Below are 19,243 nucleotides of genomic sequence, written 5' to 3'. Positions count from 1 at the left end.
GTTTCACACTTTCAGCTCGACCTCTCCCAGATGCCCGCCATAAGGGCCAAAACTGCGCTCCAGCAGATGCCGCGAGCCGTCCGCGTTGACGATCAGCGCGGTGCTGGCGCGGGTGCCGTAGCTGGGGCTGGCGATGAATACGCTGGACAGCAGGCTTTCCGTAGCCAAACCCACTCCGGTGTCCGGCAGTTCGGCGAAGGGCGCGGTGTGCGGATCGCTGAGTAACGCCAGCAGGGCCTGGGGTTGTGGATTGGACAGCACTTCCTGCAGCGCGGCCTTGGCCTTGAGCAGCTTGGGCCACGGCGTATCGAGCCCGGCATTGGACAGGCCGTAGACGCCGGGCTTGAGCAATTGCGGTTGCACATCCTGGGCGTTGTAGTGCCACAGTTGCTCTGCTGTGCCCAGCAACAGGTTGAACCCGGCGTACTCCACCGAGCGGCCCACCACATCGTGCAGATAATCTTCCAGGGCTACGTCGCCTTCGAGAAAGCGCGCCACCAGTTCGCCCCGGGAGCGTCGTGCCGGGGGCTGATGCGGGTTGCGGATATTGGTCAGGGCGGCAAAGCGGCCCTTGGCACCGACACCAAGCCAGGTGCCTCCGGCCTCCAGGTCGCGTCCGGCGTGGATCTGCGGCGACTCCGGCCATTGCCCCAGGGGCAGGCTGGGCCGGGCGTAGAATTCGTCACGGTTGGCCGCGACGATCAGTGGCTGAGCATGACCCGGCCGCCAGGCGAATACGATCAAGCACATTAAGGTGGCCCCCTGTGTGTTTTTGCCCACTTTACGCACAGATCCAATGGGTATCCATCGCCATCCAGTGGAGTCCGGGGCGGCGCATCCGTTACCATGCCGGTCTTATTTTCGGATGCTCCCATGGAATTTCTGCTCTATCTGCTGCTGGGCGCCTGTGCAGGTGTGCTGGCCGGGCTGTTCGGCGTGGGCGGCGGGATCATCATTGTCCCGGTGCTGGTGTTCAGTTTCACCCTGCAAGGCTTCGATGCCTCGGTGCTGACCCATCTGGCGGTCGGCACTTCTTTGGCCAGCATCATCTTTACCTCGGTCAACGCCGTTCGCGAACACCATCGCCGTGGCGCGGTGCGCTGGCCGATCTTCGCCTGGATGGCCCTGGGCATCCTGCTGGGGGCCGGTTTCGGCGCGCTGACCGCCGAAGCGATTTCCGGCCCGCACCTGCAAAAAATCATCGGCGTCTTCGCCCTGGTGGTGGCCTTGCAGATGACCCTGGAGCTCAAGCCCAAGGCCAGTCGCCAGGTGCCCGGCAAGCTGGGTTTGGCGGCGGCCGGCGGTGTGATCGGCTGGGCTTCGGCGATCTTCGGCATTGGCGGCGGTTCGCTGACGGTGCCGTTTCTCACCTGGCGCAGCGTACCGATGCAGCAGGCGGTGGCTACATCCTCGGCGTGCGGCTTGCCCATCGCCCTGGCCAGCGCCTTAAGTTTCATGATTCTGGGCTGGCATGATCCGCAGCTTCCGGCTCATAGTCTCGGCTTCGTTTATTTGCCGGCGCTGCTGGGCATTGCCCTGACCAGCATGGTGTTCGCCCGTATCGGTGCGCGCCTGGCCCACACACTGTCGCCACGCCTGTTGAAACGCTTGTTCGCCGCGCTACTGTTCTGCGTGGGGATCAGCTTCCTGTTCTGAGTGGTGACGCAATCCTGGCTTAATCCTGGGCTGGCAGTTTGCCCCGGGACATTTGAGTTCTAACCCTTACGAGGAGTCGCAATGCTGCCTTACCCGCAGATTGATCCGGTGGCCCTGGCCATCGGCCCGCTGAAAATCCACTGGTACGGCCTGATGTACCTGATCGGCATCGGCGGTGCCTGGCTGCTGGCCTCGCGCCGGCTGAACCGTTTCGATCCGACCTGGAGCAAGGAAAAGCTCTCGGACATGGTGTTCTGGATGTCCATGGGGGTGATCGTCGGTGGGCGACTGGGTTACGTGCTGTTCTACGACCTCAGCGCCTATCTGGCCAACCCGACCCTGATCTTCGAGGTGTGGAAGGGCGGCATGTCGTTCCACGGCGGTTTCATCGGAGTAATGCTGGCGGCCTGGTGGTTCGGCAAGCGCAACAACAAGACGTTCTTCGAACTGATGGACTTCGTCGCGCCCATGGTGCCAATCGGCCTGGGTGCCGGGCGAATCGGCAATTTCATCAACGCCGAATTGTGGGGTAAACCCACCGACGTGCCATGGGCGATGATCTTCCCGCCGTTCAGCGATCCGGCGCAGTTGCCGCGTCATCCGTCGCAGTTGTATCAGTTCGCCCTGGAAGGCGTGGCGTTGTTCCTGATCCTGTGGCTGTTCTCGCGCAAACCCCGGCCGACCATGGCGGTTTCCGGTATGTTCGCCCTGTTCTACGGGATCTTCCGTTTCATCGTCGAGTTCGTCCGGGTGCCGGACGCACAGCTGGGCTACCTGGCATGGAACTGGCTGACCATGGGTCAGGTTCTGTGCGTGCCGATGATCCTCGGCGGCCTGGGACTGATCTGGCTGGCTTATCATCGCGCTCCGGCCCAGAGCGCGGCGCAATAAATTCGAATCCCGGGGCGTGCCCCGGGTTCAAGGATGCAGGTAATTCATGAAGCAATATCTTGATCTGGTGGCCCATGTCATCAACAACGGCACCAAGCAGGCCAACCGCACCGGTGTGAACACCATCAGCTTTCCCGGGGCCATGCTGCGCTACGACCTCAAGGAAGGTTTCCCGGCCATCACCACCCGCAAGATGGCCTTCAAGTCGGCCATCGGCGAGATGGTCGGCTTCCTGCGTGGGGTGAACAACGCCGCCGAGTTCCGTGCCCTGGGCTGCAAGGTCTGGGACCAGAACGCCAACGAAAACGCCCAGTGGCTGGCCAACCCGTTCCGCCAGGGCGATGACGATCTGGGCGAGATCTACGGCGTGCAGTGGCGCAAGTGGCCGGCCTACAAGCAGATCAAGACCAGCAACCAGGCCGCCATTGACCTGGCGTTGAGCCAGGGCTACCGGCAGATCGCCGCCGGCGAGGAAGACGGCCAGGGTTACGTGGTGCTGTACAAGGCCATCGATCAGGTGCGCCAGTGCGTTGACACCATCATCAACGACCCGGGCAGCCGGCGAATCCTGTTCCACGGCTGGAACTGCGCGCAGCTGGATGAAATGGCCCTGCCGCCGTGCCATCTGCTGTACCAGTTCCACCCTAATGTCGAGACCCGGGAAATCTCCCTGACCCTCTACATCCGCTCCAACGACCTGGGGCTGGGGACGCCGTTCAACCTCACCGAGGGCGCCGCGCTGCTGAGCCTGATCGGTCGCCTGACCGGCTACACGCCGCGCTGGTTCACCTACTTCATCGGTGATGCCCACGTTTACGAAAATCACCTGGACATGCTCAACGAACAGCTCAAGCGCGAGCCGTTCCCGATGCCCAAGCTGGTGATTTCCGAGCGCGTGCCGGAGTTCGCCAAGACTGGCGTCTACCAGCCGGAGTGGCTGGAACTGATCGAGCCGAGCGATTTCTCCCTGGAAGGCTATGAGCACCACGCGCCGATGACCGCGCCGATGGCGGTTTAAGTCTTTTAGCGGCTGCACCCAGGGGCCGCGCGGCCCCTGTCGATTTCCCCCGATATCTTTATCGACCTTTGCCCGGGAGCTATTCCGGGCATTGCCCTGCCTGCCGGGCGTCAAGGCTCTCAGGAGTGGTCCGGGAAAGCCTGGACGTCGTCCTTTTGACGTTGATCGCGAGCCCCTGAATGGAAGAACTCAATCGCAGCCTGTTCCTGGCCATCAATGCCAGCGCCGAGGCATCGCTGCCGATGCGTGAACTGGCGATTTTTCTCGCCCAGTGGGTGGTCTTTTGTGTCCCGCTGCTGCTCCTGATGCTCTGGGTCTTTGGCGAGCGCCGGCAGAAAATGATCGTCCTGCTGGCGACCTCGAGCATCGTGGTCGCCCTGGCCTGCAACCTGGTGATCCGTGGCCTGTGGTTTCATCCGCGGCCCTTCATGCTGGAGTTGGGGCAGAATTTCCTCGCCCATGCGCCTGGAGCCTCTTTCCCCAGCGACCACGCCAGCGGCATGTTCGCCATGGCTTTTGCCCTGATCCTGGCGTCCCTGCGCAAGACCGGGCTGGTCATGCTGGCCCTGGCAGTGCTGGTGAGCTGGGCGCGGGTCTACCTGGGCGTGCATTTCCCCTTCGATATTCTTGGCGGTTGCCTGGTGGGTTTGTTCAGCGCATGGCTGGTGCGCCTGGGCCTGGCCTGGCGACGGCTGGATCAGCGTCTGCTGGATGTGCTGGAGCTTGTGTATCAGCGACTGCTGGCGGCGGCTGGGCGCCGGGGTTCCTGAAACCACGGCGCCCAGCCCCAGGCTCAATGCCCGTGGCTGCGGCCGACATGGGACGGCTCGGCCTCGCTGGGAGCCACCGAACCGCTGACTTCCAGGCGCTGGAGGATGCCGCAGTGATCCAGGTCCGGCCCTTCGCTGCAGCGCTGGCGCAGGTCCAGCAGTTGTTCCTGGAGCACCAGTAGCCCGTCGATGCGCGCCTTGACGTGGTGGATGTGCTCGTCGATCAGGGCGTTGACGCTGGCGCACTGGCCTTCGGGGCTGTCCCGCAGGTTGAGCAGGCTGCGGATTTCCTCGAGGGTCATGTCCAGGCTGCGGCAGTTGCGGATAAAGGTCAGGCGCTCGGTGTGGGCCTGGGTGTAGAGGCGGTAGTTGCCTTCGCTGCGGGCCGGTTCCGGCAGCAGTCCTTCGCGCTCGTAGTAACGGATGGTCTCGACCTGACAGTCGGTGAGTTTCGCCAGTTCGCCAATCTTCATTGCCGCCGTCTCCGAATGGGTGCTTGACCCTATAGTGGCTACAGGGTGTTCACTTGGCAACAAGCACCTTTATACGGACGCGACCCCTATGAGCGACTCCATTCACAACCCGCGCAAACCCGACGCCCAGCACGCCCATGCTGATCACGATCACGATCACGATCACGATCACGATCACGATCACGATCACGATCACAGCCATTCCCATGCCCCTGCCTCTGCGGGCAAGCTGCAGCCGGTCAAGGCGCACGATCACGCCACCCACGGTGCCTCCTGCTGCGGTTCTGCCGGCCCGGCGCCGTCCAAGGTCACCCTGAGCGAAACACCGACTGCCGGCGCGCGTCTGAGCAGCTTCCGCATTGAAGCCATGGATTGCCCCACCGAGCAGACCCTGATCCAGAACAAGCTGGGCAAGCTGGCGGGGGTTCAGGCGCTGGAGTTCAACCTGATGAACCGCGTGCTGGGGGTGACCCACGACCTGCCGAGCACGACGCCGATCATCGAAGCGATCAAATCCCTGGGCATGCACGCCGAGCCTCTGCAGCAGGACGGCGCCGAAGTCGCGCCTGCCGCAGCGCCGGTGAAGAAAGCCTGGTGGCCGCTGGCCCTGTCCGGTATCGGCGCGCTGGCCGCCGAAGTCATTCACTTCACCAATGTCGCACCCGACTGGGTCGTGGCGCTGGTGGCCCTGGTGTCGATCCTCAGTGGCGGCCTGGGCACCTACAAGAAGGGCTGGATCGCCCTGAAGAACCGCAACCTGAATATCAATGCGCTGATGAGCATTGCCGTGACCGGTGCAGTGCTGATTGGCCAATGGCCGGAAGCGGCGATGGTGATGTTCCTGTTCACCGTGGCCGAGTTGATCGAGGCCCGCTCCCTGGACCGGGCGCGCAACGCCATCAGCGGCCTGATGCAGATGACCCCGGAACAGGTCACGGTGCAGCAGGCGGACGGCAGCTGGAGCGAACTGGAGGCGAAAAACGTCGAACTGGGCGCCCGCGTGCGAGTTCGCCCGGGAGAGCGCATCGGTCTGGACGGCGAGGTCGTGTCCGGCAGCTCCACCATTGACCAGGCGCCGATCACCGGTGAAAGCCTGCCGGTGGAAAAAACCGTGGGCGACAAGGTGTTCGCCGGCACCATCAACCAGGCCGGTTCCCTGGAATATCGCGTGACCGCCGCCGCCAACAACTCGACCCTGGCACGGATCATCCACGCCGTGGAGCAGGCCCAGGGCGCCCGGGCGCCGACCCAGCGCTTCGTCGATACCTTCTCGAAAATCTACACCCCGGCGGTATTCGCCTTCGCCCTGGCCGTAGCGCTGATTCCACCGCTGTTCATGGGTGGCGTCTGGTTCGACTGGATCTACCGCGCCCTGGTGTTGCTGGTGGTGGCCTGTCCCTGTGCCCTGGTGATCTCCACCCCGGTGAGCATCGTCAGCGGCCTGGCGGCTGCGGCCCGCAAGGGCATCCTGGTCAAGGGCGGGGTCTACCTGGAGGGCGGTTACAAGCTCGACTACCTGGCCCTGGACAAGACCGGCACCATCACCCACGGCAAACCGGTACAGACCGATTTCCTATCCCTGGACCCGTTGGCGCAGGACACGGCTCCGGCCCTGGCCGCGAGCCTGGCGGGACGTTCCGATCATCCGGTGTCCCTGGCCATTGCCCAGGCGGCTGTGGATAAGCAGCTGGCGCTGCATGCTGTGGATAACTTCGAAGCCCTGACTGGGCGCGGAGTGCGCGGCGAAATAAACGGCCAGCTGTATCACCTGGGCAACCACCGCCTGGTGGAAGAGCTGGGCCTGTGCTCCCCGGCCCTGGAGGAAAAACTCTTCGCCCTGGAGAAGCAGGGCAAGACCGTGGTGCTGTTGCTGGACAGCAATGGCCCCCTGGCACTGTTCGCCGTGGCCGACACGGTCAAGGAATCCAGCCGCGAGGCCATCCAGCAGTTGCATGAGCTGGGGATCAAGACCCTGATGCTCACCGGCGACAACCCTCACACCGCCCAGGCCATTGCGGCCCAGGTGGGCATCGATCAGGCCCGGGGCGACCTGTTGCCCACCGACAAGCTGCAAGCCATCGAGGCGTTGTATGCCCAGGGGCATCGGGTGGGCATGGTGGGCGACGGCATCAACGACGCCCCGGCCCTGGCCCGGGCCGAGATAGGTTTCGCCATGGCCGCGGCGGGCACCGATACGGCCATCGAGACTGCGGATGTAGCGCTGATGGACGACGATCTGCGCAAGATTCCGGCTTTTATTCGCCTGTCGCGCCAGACCTCGGTGGTGCTCAAGCAAAATATCGCCCTGGCCCTGGTCATCAAGGCGATCTTTCTTGGGGTAACCTTTGCCGGGCTCGCCACCATGTGGATGGCGGTGTTCGCCGACATGGGCGTCAGCCTGCTGGTGGTATTCAACGGCCTGCGCCTGCTGCGCAAATAGGCCACCGTAGCGGCAAGCAACAAGCAACTGAGGGGAAAACCAGAGTGATGAACTCACACGCACCGGCTTCAGCTTGCGGCTTGCCGCTCAAAGCTTGCAGCTGCGGCAAGCCGCCATGCTGAGTGCCGAGCTGAAGGCTTTTTACATGGTCGCCCGCCTGGGCAGCATCACCCTGGCGGCGAAGAAGCTTGGCCTCAGTCAGCCGACGGTGACCACGCAGATCCGCAACCTGGAAAGCCAGTATTCGGTGGAGCTGTTCTACCGCGGCGGTCGGCGCCTGAGCCTCAGCGACGAAGGCACGCGCCTGCTGCCCATGGTCAAGGACCTGTTGCAGCAGGAGGCTGACATCGAGTTCTTCCTGCGCAACAGCGGGCAGGTGCAGGGCACATTGCGCATCGCTGCCACCGCGCCGTACTACATCCTCGATCTGGTGAAGACTTTCCGCGAGCGATTGCCCCAGGTCGAAGTGTCGGTGGAGATCGGCAACTCCCAGCAAGTCCTCGAAGCCCTGGAAGACTACCGGGTGGATGTGGCGGCCTCCTCGCAACTGCTGGAGGATGCGCGGCTGATCCGCCGGGTATTGGGCAGCGATCCGCTGGTGCTGGCGGTGCATCGCAACCACCCCCTGGCGGCGCTGGATCACGTGCCGCTCAATGCCCTGGCCGGGCATACCCTGTTGATGCGTGAACCGGGCTCCACCACCCGCAGCCTTACTGAAACCTTGCTCAAGGACGCCAACGTCAGCTTTGGCCCGCTGCTGGAAATCGGCAGTCGCGAATCGATCCGCGAGGCGGTGCTGCGCAATATCGGCATCAGCATCATTGCCCGTCAGGAAGTGCCCCACGATCCGCAACTGCGGGTCCTGACCATCGAGCATGCGCCGCAGATCGTCGAGTACCTGTACTGCCTCAAGGAGCGCAAGAACGCGCGCCTGCCCGCGGCCTTCCTCGGCCTGGCCCAGGAAATGGCTCCCGCCTGAAAGACCTGCATCGGTCATGCCGATGCCTTCGCGAGCAAGCTCGCTCCTACATTGAAATGCATTCCCCCTGTGGGAGCGAGCTTGCTCGCGAAGGCGTCAGATCAGGCAGCACCTGACTTACAGGTTGAACCAAAATCCCTGAATACCACTATCGGTCGTTTTTGCCTTACTGCCATATGGCCGACGCATTACAACTCTAGGATTTGCCTCATCTGCTAGATGAGGTCCGTCCATGAACCACTCCACTGCAACTGCCCTGAGCAACCCCGGCGCGCCGATGAAGGTGCGGGGTATCCAGAAGCGTTTTGGCGCCTTCACCGCCCTGGACAACGTGTCCCTGGACGTCGCGGCCGGCGAACTGGTGTGTCTGCTGGGCCCGTCCGGCTGCGGCAAGACCACACTGCTGCGCTGCATCGCCGGCCTTGAGCGCCAGGACCAGGGCGAGTTGTACCTGGGGGACCGGGATGTTTCGCTGCTGGCGCCACAAGCCCGGGACTACGGCATCCTGTTCCAGTCCTATGCGCTGTTTCCCAATCTCACGGTGGAAGCCAATATCGCCTACGGCCTGGCCGGTAGTGGCCGTGAGGAAGTGCGCAAGCGTGTGGCACAGATGCTGGAACTGGTCGGGCTGACCGGCAGCGAGAAGAAATACCCCGGCCAGCTGTCTGGCGGCCAGCAGCAGCGCGTCGCCCTGGCCCGTGCCCTGGCGCCGTCACCGTCGCTGCTGCTGTTGGACGAACCGATGTCGGCCCTGGACGCCCGGGTCCGCGAGCACTTGTGCACCGAGCTGCGCCAGCTGCAACGGCGTCTGGGGATCACCACCCTGATGGTCACCCACAATCAGGACGAGGCCATGTTGATGGCCGACCGCATCGCCGTGATGAACAACGGCAAGGTCGAGCAGTACGCCACGCCCCAGGAAATCTACGATCGTCCGGCCACGCCCTTCGTCGCCGAGTTCGTCGGCCAGGGCAACTGGCTGCCTTTTAGCCGCAACAGCGACAGCCACGCCCAGGTCGGCGGGATGAATGTGCGCCTGGCCGACGATTCGGCCAAGGCCGCTTCGGGTCGCCTGTTCTGTCGTCCGGAAGCCATCAGCGTGAACCCGCCGGTGCATGAGGAAAACCTGTTCCCGGCCAAGGTCCGCGAGATCACTTTCCTCGGCAATCGCTGCCGCATGAGCTTTGAACTCAACGAGCTGCCGGGGCATGCACTGCTGGCGGAGCTGGCCCCGGAAGCCATGCCGCGCCTGGGCGCCCAGGACATCTGGGTGGCCTTGCCGCCGCGCAGCCTCCAGGTGTTTGCCTAAGATGAGCGTGCCAATGTCCCTGCCGCTACCTGCCAAGCGGGCGCGCCAGGCTTCTCGTGCCGAGATCGGCGACCGTATCTTTGTCGTCGGCGGCAAGGTTCTGCTTCTGCTCCTGCTGGGTGTAGCGGTGCTGTTGCCCCTGTTGGCGATCTTCTGGCGCGGTTTCAGCGCCGAGGCCGGGCAGGGCGGTGGCTGGGTGGCGGCCCGTGAACTGGTGACCAGCGACAACTTCCACTGGTTGCTGGGCAACAGCCTGAAAGTCTCCCTCAGCGTGGCCGCCATCGTGGTGCCCCTGGCTTATCTGTTCGCCTACGCGCTGCAACGCACGCTGATTCCCGGCAAGGGCCTGTGGCGTGGTCTGTCGCTGTTGCCGCTGATGGCGCCGTCGATGCTGCCGGGCATTGCCCTGGTCTATCTGTTCGGCAACCAGGGGATGCTGCGTGGCCTGTTCGCCGAGAACATCTACGGCTTCTGGGGCATCGTTCTCGGCGAAGTCATCTACACCTTTCCCCATGCCCTGATGATCCTGCTCTCGGCCCTGTCCCTGGCGGATGCGCGGCTGTTCGATGCCGCATCGAGCATGGGCGCCAGCCCCGCCAAGGCCTTTCGCAGCATCACCTGGCCGGCCACCCGGCAAGCGGTGTTCGCCGCGTTCTGCCTGGTGTTCACCCTGACCATCACCGACTTCGGCGTGCCGGTGGTGGTGGGCGGCGACTATCAGGTATTGGCCCTGGAGGCCTACAAGGCGGTGGTGGGCCAGCAGCAGTTCGGCCGCGGCGCCTTGATCGGCATGGTGTTGCTGCTGCCGGCGTTGTTCAGTTTCGGCGTCGATGCCTGGTTGCGCCGTCGTCATGGCGACTCCATGAGCGGTCGTGCCCAGGTGTTCAAACCGGCGCCGTCGCGGCTGCGCGATGGTTGCTACCTGGCCATCGTGCTGCTGATCTGCGCGACCTTGCTGCTGGTGTTCGGCATGGCGGTGTATTCCTCCCTGGTGAAGTTCTGGCCCTACAACCTGTCGCTGTCGCTGAATCACTACCAGTTCAACGACACCGCCGGTGGCGGCTGGCTGGCCTACCGCAACAGCCTGACCATGGCCCTGTGCACAGCGTTGATCGGCAGTGTGGTGATCTTCACGGGGGCCTACCTGATGGAGAAAACCAGCGGCCAGCGTGGCCTGAACCTGGCGTTGCGCATGCTCAGCTTCGTGCCGATGGCGGTGCCCGGTTTGGTGCTGGGCCTGGGCTATGTGTTCTTCTTCAACCTCAACGGCAATCCGCTGCATGTGTTCTACGGCAGCATGGCCCTGTTGGTGGTGTGCACCATCGCCCACTACCTCACCACCGCGCAGATGACTGCCACCACCGCCCTGCGCCAGCTGGATGCCGAGTTCGAGGCCGCCGCGCTGTCGCTCAAGGCGCCGCTGTACCGGCACTACCTGCGGGTTACCGTACCGATCTGCCTGCCGGCGTTGCTGGACATCGTGCGCTACCTGTTCGTCTCGGCCATGACCACGGTGTCGGCAGCGATCTTCCTCTACAGCCCCGACACCATCCTCGCCGCCGTGGCCGTGCTGAACATGGACGACGCCGGCAATGTGGGCGGCGCTGCGGCGATGTCGACCCTGATCCTGTTCACCTCGGCCGGCGTCTCGCTGCTGCTGGCCGGGGCTTCCCGCGGGCTGTTGCGCCGCTCCCAGGCCTGGCGGCAAAGCGCCCCGGGCCACTGATTTCCTGCTCACTCACCCTCTGATCTGCACTCACTAAGGAACCGCACCATGTTCAAGCCCCTGGCTCTTGCCGCTGCCGTCCTCTCTGCTGTCAGCCTGAACGCCTTTGCTGCGAAAACCGAACTGACGGTCTACACGGCCCTTGAAGCCGAGCAATTGAAGTCCTACAAGCAAGCCTTCGAAAAGGCCAACCCGGACGTGGAGATCAAGTGGGTGCGTGATTCCACCGGGATCATCACCGCCAAGCTGCTGGCGGAAAAAGCCCGTCCACAAGCGGACGCGGTCTGGGGCCTGGCGGCGTCCAGCCTGGCGATCCTCGATCAGCAGGGCATGCTGCAAAGCTATGCGCCCAAGGACCTGGGCAAGATCGGCCCGAACTACCGCGACGCCGCCAACCCACCGACCTGGGTCGGCATGGACGTGTGGGCCGCGACCATCTGCTTCAACACCGTGGAGGCCGAGAAGCAGGGCCTGAGCAAACCGGTGAGCTGGCAGGACCTGACCAAGCCCGAGTACAAGGGCAAGATCGTCATGCCCAACCCGGCGTCTTCGGGCACCGGCTTCCTTGACGTCAGCGCCTGGCTGCAGACCTTCGGCGAGAAACAGGGCTGGCAGTACATGGACGACCTGCACCAGAACATCGGCCAGTACGTCCACTCCGGCTCCAAGCCGTGCAAGCTGGCCGCCGCCGGCGAGTTCCCGATTGGCATTTCCTTCGAATACCCGGCCGTGCAGCTCAAGCGCCAGGGCGCGCCGCTGGACATCATCCTGCCCAAGGAAGGCCTGGGCTGGGAAATCGAAGCCACCGCAGTGATCAAGGGCACCCCTCATGAAGAGGCGGCGAAGAAGCTCGCCGACTTCTCTGCCAGCCCCGAAGCCATGGAGCTGTACAAGGAAAACTTCGCCGTCCTGGCTCAGCCGGGCATCGCCAAGCCGCAGACCGAGCTGCCAGCGGACTACGAGCAGCGCCTGATCAAGAATGACTTTGCCTGGGTCTCGAAGAACCGCGACCAGATACTCGCCGAATGGCGCAAGCGCTATGACGGCAAGTCGGAAAAAGTTGCCAAGCAGTAACCGATCAATCGCTTTCGCCGGCCAGCCGCTTCTACCGGGTTTGTAGAAGCCGGCTCGCCAGCGAAGGCGCTTCCCACCAGGACACCACTCATGACCCATCACAGCGATCTACTGATCGTCGGCGCCGGCATCCTCGGCCTGTCCCACGCCTACGCGGCTGCCAAACGCGGTCTGCGGGTGCGAGTTTTCGAGCGCAGCGCCACGCCTTTGGGCGCTTCGGTGCGCAACTTCGGCCAGGCCCTGGTCACCGGCCAGCCACCGGGCCGCATGCTGGAGCTGGCCCGTGCCAGCCGCGATATCTGGGCGGATTGGCAACAACTGGCAGGCCTGCCACTCAAGCGCAACGGTTCTTACCTGTTCGCCCGCAACGAAGCCGAAGAGCAGTTGCTGGAGGCCTTCTGTGCCGGCCGCGCGCGCGAGCACGGCTACCGCGTCGAGCTGCTTCAGGGCGCGGCGCTGAATGATCTGTACGGTGGCCAGTTCCGCCATCATCGGGCGGCGTTGCATGGCTTGGACGACCAGCAGCTGTATTCCCGGGAAGCCATTGCGCTGTTGATCGACTACCTGCGCCGCGACCTGGGGGTGCAGTTCCACTTTTCGACCCTGGTGCGTGACATCGAGCCGGGGCAACTGCACAGCACCGCTGGCCGCTTCCAAGCGCCACGCATCGTGCTGTGTTCGGGGCACGATTATCAGACCCTGCTGGCCGAGCAGATCGCGGCCTTGCAACCGCAGATCTGCCGCTTGCAGATGCTTCGCGCCCGGCCCCAGGTCAACCTGAACTTGCAACATGCGTTGCTCACCGGGCTCAGTTGCGTGCATTACGGCGCCTTTGCCGATCTGCCGGAAGCGGCCGCCGTACAGGCGCAGATCCTGCGTGAAGCGCCACACCTGCATGAGCACGGCATTCACTTGCTGATCAGCCCGACTCCTTATGGCGAGGTGATCATCGGCGATTCCCATGATTACGGCAGCGATCCGTCGCCTTTCAATAGCGAACAGGTGGATAACTGGCTGATCGAGCTGGCCGAGCAGACCCTGGGCTGCAAGGTCCAGGTGGTGGAGCGCTGGCAGGGCGTCTATGGTGCTCGCGGGCCTGGGCCGTTCTCCTTCCTGGAGGCGGCCCCCGGGCTCTATGTGGCGCTGATGCACACTGGGGTGGGCATGAGCGTCGGTCCGGCCATGGCCGAGGGCAATATCGTCCGGGTACTGGAGGAGGCGTGATGAGTCGCCAGCAAGTGATTGATGAGGTTTTCGGCCTGTACGAGCGCTTTGGCGATGACGACTACATCGGCGAGCCGGTGTCGCAGATCGAGCATATGTCCCAGGCGGCGCAGTTGGCCCTGGCGGAAGGTTATGACGACGAAGTGGTGCTGGCGGCGTTCTTCCACGATATCGGGCACATCTGTCAGCAGGATGCCGAGAACATGGGCGGTTTTGGCGTGGTCAGCCATGAGCGCCTGGGGGCCGATTATCTGCGCCGGGCGGGCTTCAGCGAGCGCCTGGCACGACTGGTGGAATACCACGTCCAGGCCAAGCGTTACCTGACGTTCAAGGAGCCGGGGTATTACCAGCGGCTGAGCGAGGCCAGCCGACGTACCCTGGCGTATCAGGGTGGGGTGATGAGCGCGGCAGAGGCGGCGGCCTTTGAACTCGACCCGCTGTGTGCGTTGAGCTTGCGCATGCGTCACTGGGACGAGCAGGCCAAGGAAATGTGGGTGCCGGTGATGGACCTGCAGATCCTCAAGGATAAGGCCTTGGCGCTGCTTTGATCGTGGTTCAGGCTTGGTTTTTGTAGCTGCTGCCGCAGGCTGCGAACGGCTGCGCAGGAGGCGCCGCTTCTGGGAGTGTTGAAGGTCCTGCGGCCCTTGGCGCAGCCTCGCGGGCTTGGCAGCGGCTACAGCAGATGTTGAGCCAGGGCCTCGATCTGCTCCTGGCGCTCGGTCTGACTCAGGCGCGCATGGGGATTGAGCGATGACCACTGCGGATGAGCCCGAGCCTTGCTCAAGGCTTCCGGCAACTTGCCCTCGCGCCAGCTCTTATCCTCCGGCGTGGCCAGGCGGATGCTGTCCATGGCCGCGTGTCCGCGCAGGTTCAGCGCCTGCACCAGCTGCCGCTGACGCAGTGCCAAGAGGCGCAGCACGCTGTCGTCCACGGTCAATTCGCGCTGGCCCTTGAGCTTGCCCAGCAGGCGACTGCCATAACTGCGTGCGGTCTGCAGCGCGCCGCCGGCAATGGCCCCGGCCAACGCCGCGGCGCCCAGGGTCAAGCCGCCCACCAGCAGATCCACGCCGGCCCCGGCCGCCGCGCCCGCGGCGATTCCGCCACCGACACGCACCCCCAGTTGCTTGAGGGTTTCCGGGTTGAACAGGTCGTCGCCCCAGCGCCCGTCCAGCAGCGGCAGATCGCTGGCCGAGGCGTCCTGAGGGCGGAAAGCGTAGAGCTTGAGCAGGGCTTCGACGCAGCGCTGTTCACGCTGGCGAATCGCCTGACGCAACTCACTGATGGCTTGCTGTTCCTGCTGAGTGTCGCTGGCTACGCTGCGGCGGCAGGCGGCGCAGTCCACCAGCAGTTCGGCAATCAGCCGTGCCGCACTTTGCTGGCGCACCAGACGTTGGGCCTGCTGGTCGTCGATCAGCCGTTGCAGGGCCGGGCGCGCATGCTCCAGCAGCAGGGACAGGCTTTCATACAGGCGCCGTTCGCCGTCTTGCGGTGGCGCCACGCTGTCGAACCGCACCAGGGCGTGCAGCCCCAGGCGGGCCAGGGCTTCGCGCCAATCGCCTTCACGCTGCTCGGCGCTGCTGACGAAGTTCAGCACCGGCAGCAGCGGCTTGCCGCAGCCGCTCAGCACTTCCAGCTCATCCCGGTACTTGGCCAGCACCGGTTCCCGGGCGTCGATCACATAGAGCCCGGCGTCCGAGGCCAGCAGCTGGCGCAGGACCTTGGCTTCCTGCTCGAAGCGTTGCCGAGCCTCGCTGCCGTCGAGAAAGCGTGCCAGCCGGGCCGGGCCGTCCAGGCGCTCGCCCGGGCGCTCCAGGCGCTCCAGATAGTCCAGCAGGGCGATGGCGTCTTCCAGGCCCGGGGTGTCGTAGAGCTCCAGCAGGGGTTGGCCATCCACCGACAGGCGGGCGCCCTCCACATGCCGGGTGGTGCTGGGGCGGTGGGAGACTTCGCCAAAGTCCACGTCCCGGGTCAGGGTGCGCAGCAGCGAGGTCTTGCCGACGTTGGTGTGGCCGACCACCGCCAGTTTCAGGGGTTTTTGGCGAACATCAGTCATGACCGGTCTCCAGCCAGTTGAGGGGCGCGCAATCGGCGAACGGCAGCTCCAGCTGCTGCAGGGCGGTGTGCCAATCCCCCAGGCGGTCGGCATCCAGGGCCTGGCCGGGCGGAGCTTGCAGCAGCCAGACCCGGGTGGCGCTGGCGCTGCGGGCCAGTTCGGCGATCAGTCCCAGGCTGCCGCGATCCGGCGAGCGTCGCGGATCGCAGGCGATCACCAGGCGCGCCGGGGGAAAGCGGCTCATCTGCTCCAGCAGGCGGTTGCGCGACTCGCGGCTGTCGAGGATGCCGGCGTTCTTGACGCTGTCCGGCAGTTGCGGCGGCCAGGGACGCTGGTCGTCCAGCTCGATGGCCACCAGTAGGGCGCCGCTGCTGTCCTGGGCGCTGACCCCGCCTTCGACGCGGTGCAACTGCTTGGGTGCGGCATCGTTGACCCCCAGGCGCTCGCTACTGGGCATCAGGCGCTCACGCAATTGGGCGTAGCCCGGCAGCTTGAGGTCCAGTTGCAGGCGGGCCTGTCCGCGTTTCCAGCGCCAGCGGCAGAACAGCATCAGCAGCAGGCGCGGCAGCACGCCGTAGATCATCACCAGCACCACCAGCCAGATGGCCCAGGACTGGCGGATCAGCTCGGTGTTGTAGACGTCCCGGGTGCTGGCCTGGATGCTCGCCACGCTCGGCGCGCCAAAGCCCAGGCCACGGGGCAGGGCACTCAAGGCGTTGGTAATGGCCACGAAGGCATCGGCGCCCAGCAGGGTGCTTTCCCAGACAAAGCTGTAGCGGTGGGTGGTCAGCAGCAACAGCAGCATGACCACGGCGCTGAACAGGGCCAGGCACCACAGGCCGTTGACCAGGGCGCCCAGGGCCCAGCGATTGAGCTTGCGCCGCTGCAGCAACAGCAACAGGGCCGGTGGCAACTGCGCGGCTTTGGCGTCGCGGGAGAACTTTTCACTCAGCCATAGCCACAGCCGGCCCAGGCTGGCGCTGTGCTCGCCGGCGAACAGCAGGCCGATCAGCCAGCTCAGCAGCAGGATCAGGTTCAGGCCCAGCAGGCTGCCCAGGGCCCAGAACACATTGACCGGTTGCTGGGTGTTGCCCAGGGCGCTGAAGGCCAGGCCGGCACCGCTCAGGACCGCCAATACTGCCAGCATCAGCAAGGCCAGGCGTGCGCCTTGCAGCCAGTGCAGCAAAGCGCTGTGCAGACCGTCGCGCTGGGCCAGCCACAGGGCTCGGGTCTGGATGCGGGTGGCCAGGTCGCCGCCCTGGTTGCGGGCCAGGCGGTTGGCTTCCTGATCGTCCAGTGGCCCGGCGTGCTCCTCGCGCAGGCGCACGGTTTCGGTCAGCCACAGTCGTTGCAGGGGAGTCAGTGCAGTCACGCGTCATTCCATCGCTTTAAAGTGCGCTGAGCATAACTGCTGCAGCGGCGGTCGGGTGAAGTTGCCAGGCTTGGGCCCTCTGGTATCCTCGCCGGCATGAAAAAATCTCTCCCTCTCAGCCTGATCGCGGCCCTCGGTGAAAACCGCGTGATCGGCGTCGACAACAGCATGCCCTGGCACTTGCCGGGGGATTTCAAATACTTCAAGGCCACGACCCTGGGCAAGCCGATCATCATGGGGCGCAAGACCTGGGACTCCCTGGGCCGGCCCTTGCCGGGGCGGTTGAATATCGTGGTCAGTCGTCAGACCGATCTGGTGCTCGAAGGTGCCGAGGTTTATCCGTCATTGGAGGCCGCGGTGGTCCGTGCCCAGGAGTGGGCCCTGGAGCAGGGGGCCGACGAGCTGATGCTGATAGGCGGCGCGCAGCTCTATAGCCAAGGCCTGGAGCAGGCCGATCGTCTGTATCTGACGCGGGTGGCCTTGAGCCCGGAAGGGGATGCCTGGTTTCCAGCGTTCGATCTGGACCAATGGCAGTTGGTGTCGGATGTGCCGAATCCGCCGGAAGGGGACAAGCCGGCGTACCGCTTCGAGGTGTGGGAGAAGCGTTAAGCGCTTCGCCGGCAAGTCGTCCCTCGTCGGGGGTGGCTTGCCGGCGAAGAGGTCAATCAAGCCTGAGCCAGTTCCGCGTGCTCATCGGCGTCCAGCAACGCCTTGTCGGTTTGCTGCATCACTTGGCTGGTGATGGCGCCGGCGGTCATCGAACCGCTGACGTTCAGCGCCGTGCGGCCCATGTCGATCAGCGGCTCCACGGAAATCAGCAACGCCACCAATGACACCGGCAAGCCCATGGCCGGTAGTACGATCAGTGCGGCGAAGGTCGCGCCGCCGCCCACGCCGGCCACGCCCGCGGAACTCAAGGTCACGATAGCCACCAGGGTGGCGATCCACAGCGGGTCCAGCGGGTTGATGCCCACGGTGGGGGCAACCATCACCGCCAGCATGGCCGGGTACAGGCCGGCGCAACCGTTCTGGCCGATGGTGGCGCCGAACGAAGCGGCGAAGCTGGCGATGGACTGGGGAATGCCCAGGCGCCGGGTCTGGGCTTCGATGCTCAGGGGAATGCTGGCGGCGCTGGAGCGGCTGGTGAAGGCGAAGGTCAGCACCGGCCAGATCTTGCGGAAGAAGCGCAGCGGGTTGATCCCGGCCAGGGCCACCAGCAGGCCGTGGACCACGAACATCAGGCCCAGGCCGAGGTAGGACACCACCACGAAACTGCCGAGCTTGATGATGTCCTGCAGGTTGGAACCGGCCACCACCTTGGTCATCAGCGCCAGCACGCCGTACGGGGTCAGCTTCATCACCAGGCGCACCAGGCGCATTACCCAGGCTTGCAGGGTGTCGATGGCGTTGAGCACTTTCTGGCCCTTGTCGGCGTCATCCTTGAGCAGTTGCAGCGCCGCGACACCGAGGAAGGCGGCGAAGATCACCACGCTGATGATCGAGGTCGGCTTGGCCCGGGCCAGGTCGGCGAAAGGGTTCTGCGGGATGAACGACAGCAGCAGCTGCGGCACGTTGAGGTCGGCGACCTTGCCCGCGTAATCGCTCTGGATCACTTGCAGGCGGGCCATTTCCTGGGTGCCGGCCACCAGCCCTTCGGCCGTCAGGCCGAACAGGTTGGTCAGGCCGATGCCCACCAGCGCCGCGATGGCGGTGGTGAACAGCAGGGTGCCGATGGTCAGGAAGCTGATCTTGCCCAGGGACGAGGCGTTGTGCAGGCGGGCCACGGCGCTGAGGATCGAGGCGAACACCAGTGGGATCACGATCATCTGCAGCAACTGCACGTAGCCATTGCCCACCAGGTCGAACCAGCTGATGGAGGCCTTGAGCACCGGGTGGCCGGCGCCGTAGAGGCTGTGCAGGGCGATGCCGAAGACCACGCCCAGCACCAGGGCCAGCAGGACCTTCTTGGCCAGGCTCCAGGTGGTGTGGCGGGTTTGTGCCAGGCCCAGCAGCAGGGCCAGGAACACCAGCAGGTTGAGGATCAGCGGCAGATTCATTGGGGCTCCGATAAGACTTGTGTCAATCGCGGCTCAGGGCGATTGCGAACCGGCAAGCCTAACAGCTTGAAATCTATTGAATTAATAACGATATCGCATGGCAACTGTCGTTTTTGGAATAAGCGGCTGACGCTCAGGCGCATGTGGTTGGCGCTCTCGGGACGCAAGCGGTCGCGTAGAGACGGGAACTGTCACAGGGAT

17 protein-coding genes are annotated in these 19,243 nt (G+C 64.6%); 12 read left to right on the top strand and 5 right to left on the bottom strand.

What is annotated here, in order from left to right; genetic code table 11:
* Positions 1-3 precede the first annotated feature (3 nt).
* Entirely contained in the window at positions 4-750 is a 747-nt protein-coding gene (locus DWF74_RS14080) for an NRDE family protein (protein WP_102862124.1), read from the bottom strand.
* A 123-nt stretch (positions 751-873) separates the two neighbouring features.
* Between DWF74_RS14080 and DWF74_RS14075 the strand changes: the two genes are divergently transcribed.
* The 4 genes from DWF74_RS14075 (at position 874) to DWF74_RS14060 (ending at position 4,335) form a co-directional block, all read left to right on the top strand.
* The gene (locus DWF74_RS14075; RefSeq protein ID WP_102862123.1) at positions 874-1,656 is read left to right on the top strand and encodes a sulfite exporter TauE/SafE family protein; all 783 of its coding nucleotides are present in this window, start codon (positions 874-876) and stop codon (positions 1,654-1,656) included.
* Between the two features lie 81 nt (positions 1,657-1,737).
* Positions 1,738-2,547, top strand: coding sequence for a prolipoprotein diacylglyceryl transferase (lgt, locus tag DWF74_RS14070; protein ID WP_102862122.1), 810 nt, complete (start codon positions 1,738-1,740; stop codon positions 2,545-2,547).
* A gap of 46 nt (positions 2,548-2,593) precedes the next feature.
* Positions 2,594-3,565 carry a thymidylate synthase gene (locus tag DWF74_RS14065; protein WP_015637397.1) on the top strand — a complete coding sequence of 324 codons (972 nt, stop codon included), beginning with the start codon at positions 2,594-2,596 and terminating at the stop codon, positions 3,563-3,565.
* Positions 3,566-3,744: 179 nt separating this feature from the next.
* Positions 3,745-4,335: an undecaprenyl-diphosphatase gene (locus tag DWF74_RS14060; protein WP_115581159.1), complete on the top strand. Its 591-nt coding sequence runs from the start codon at positions 3,745-3,747 to the stop codon at positions 4,333-4,335.
* A 23-nt stretch (positions 4,336-4,358) separates the two neighbouring features.
* Here the strand turns inward: DWF74_RS14060 and cadR are convergent, their stop codons facing one another.
* On the bottom strand, positions 4,359-4,808 hold the full coding sequence (gene cadR / locus DWF74_RS14055; protein WP_092308673.1) for a Cd(II)/Pb(II)-responsive transcriptional regulator: 450 nt from the start codon (positions 4,806-4,808) through the stop codon (positions 4,359-4,361).
* Between the two features lie 88 nt (positions 4,809-4,896).
* On the opposite strand from cadR, the gene DWF74_RS14050 reads away from it, so the two are divergent.
* From DWF74_RS14050 to DWF74_RS14020, 7 genes are all read left to right on the top strand, one after another.
* On the top strand, positions 4,897-7,248 hold the full coding sequence (locus tag DWF74_RS14050; RefSeq protein WP_115581158.1) for a heavy metal translocating P-type ATPase: 2,352 nt from the start codon (positions 4,897-4,899) through the stop codon (positions 7,246-7,248).
* 115 nt (positions 7,249-7,363) lie between these two features.
* Positions 7,364-8,227: a LysR family transcriptional regulator gene (locus tag DWF74_RS14045; protein ID WP_102862527.1), complete on the top strand. Its 864-nt coding sequence runs from the start codon at positions 7,364-7,366 to the stop codon at positions 8,225-8,227.
* 232 nt (positions 8,228-8,459) lie between these two features.
* Positions 8,460-9,536, top strand: coding sequence for a putative 2-aminoethylphosphonate ABC transporter ATP-binding protein (locus DWF74_RS14040; protein WP_102881196.1), 1,077 nt, complete (start codon positions 8,460-8,462; stop codon positions 9,534-9,536).
* Position 9,537: 1 nt separating this feature from the next.
* On the top strand, positions 9,538-11,262 hold the full coding sequence (locus DWF74_RS14035) for a putative 2-aminoethylphosphonate ABC transporter permease subunit (RefSeq protein ID WP_115581157.1): 1,725 nt from the start codon (positions 9,538-9,540) through the stop codon (positions 11,260-11,262).
* 48 nt (positions 11,263-11,310) lie between these two features.
* Entirely contained in the window at positions 11,311-12,336 is a 1,026-nt protein-coding gene (locus DWF74_RS14030) for a putative 2-aminoethylphosphonate ABC transporter substrate-binding protein (protein WP_115581156.1), read from the top strand.
* Between the two features lie 90 nt (positions 12,337-12,426).
* Complete coding sequence (locus DWF74_RS14025) at positions 12,427-13,560, top strand: TIGR03364 family FAD-dependent oxidoreductase (protein WP_102862116.1); 1,134 nt, start codon at positions 12,427-12,429, stop codon at positions 13,558-13,560.
* Complete coding sequence (locus DWF74_RS14020; RefSeq protein WP_102881192.1) at positions 13,560-14,108, top strand: phosphonate degradation HD-domain oxygenase; 549 nt, start codon at positions 13,560-13,562, stop codon at positions 14,106-14,108. The genes DWF74_RS14025 and DWF74_RS14020 overlap by 1 nt, the downstream gene beginning before the upstream one ends.
* A 125-nt stretch (positions 14,109-14,233) precedes the next feature.
* Here DWF74_RS14020 and DWF74_RS14015 read toward each other — a convergent pair whose 3' ends face one another.
* Together DWF74_RS14015 and DWF74_RS14010 are read right to left on the bottom strand one after the other, a co-directional pair.
* On the bottom strand, positions 14,234-15,613 hold the full coding sequence (locus DWF74_RS14015) for a GTPase/DUF3482 domain-containing protein (RefSeq protein ID WP_115581155.1): 1,380 nt from the start codon (positions 15,611-15,613) through the stop codon (positions 14,234-14,236).
* Positions 15,606-16,985, bottom strand: coding sequence for a DUF2868 domain-containing protein (locus DWF74_RS14010; protein WP_115581154.1), 1,380 nt, complete (start codon positions 16,983-16,985; stop codon positions 15,606-15,608). Before DWF74_RS14010 ends, DWF74_RS14015 begins: the two co-directional genes overlap by 8 nt.
* Positions 16,986-17,081: 96 nt before the next feature.
* Between DWF74_RS14010 and DWF74_RS14005 the strand changes: the two genes are divergently transcribed.
* The gene (locus DWF74_RS14005; RefSeq protein WP_115581153.1) at positions 17,082-17,594 is read left to right on the top strand and encodes a dihydrofolate reductase; all 513 of its coding nucleotides are present in this window, start codon (positions 17,082-17,084) and stop codon (positions 17,592-17,594) included.
* Between the two features lie 56 nt (positions 17,595-17,650).
* Here DWF74_RS14005 and DWF74_RS14000 read toward each other — a convergent pair whose 3' ends face one another.
* Positions 17,651-19,042 carry an L-cystine transporter gene (locus DWF74_RS14000; protein ID WP_102881188.1) on the bottom strand — a complete coding sequence of 464 codons (1,392 nt, stop codon included), beginning with the start codon at positions 19,040-19,042 and terminating at the stop codon, positions 17,651-17,653.
* Positions 19,043-19,243 lie beyond the last annotated feature (201 nt).

This window comes from Pseudomonas protegens (genome assembly GCF_003363755.1).
In the GTDB taxonomy this organism is placed as follows: domain Bacteria; phylum Pseudomonadota; class Gammaproteobacteria; order Pseudomonadales; family Pseudomonadaceae; genus Aquipseudomonas; species Aquipseudomonas danubii.
This window is presented reverse-complemented; position numbering and strand designations above follow the sequence as displayed.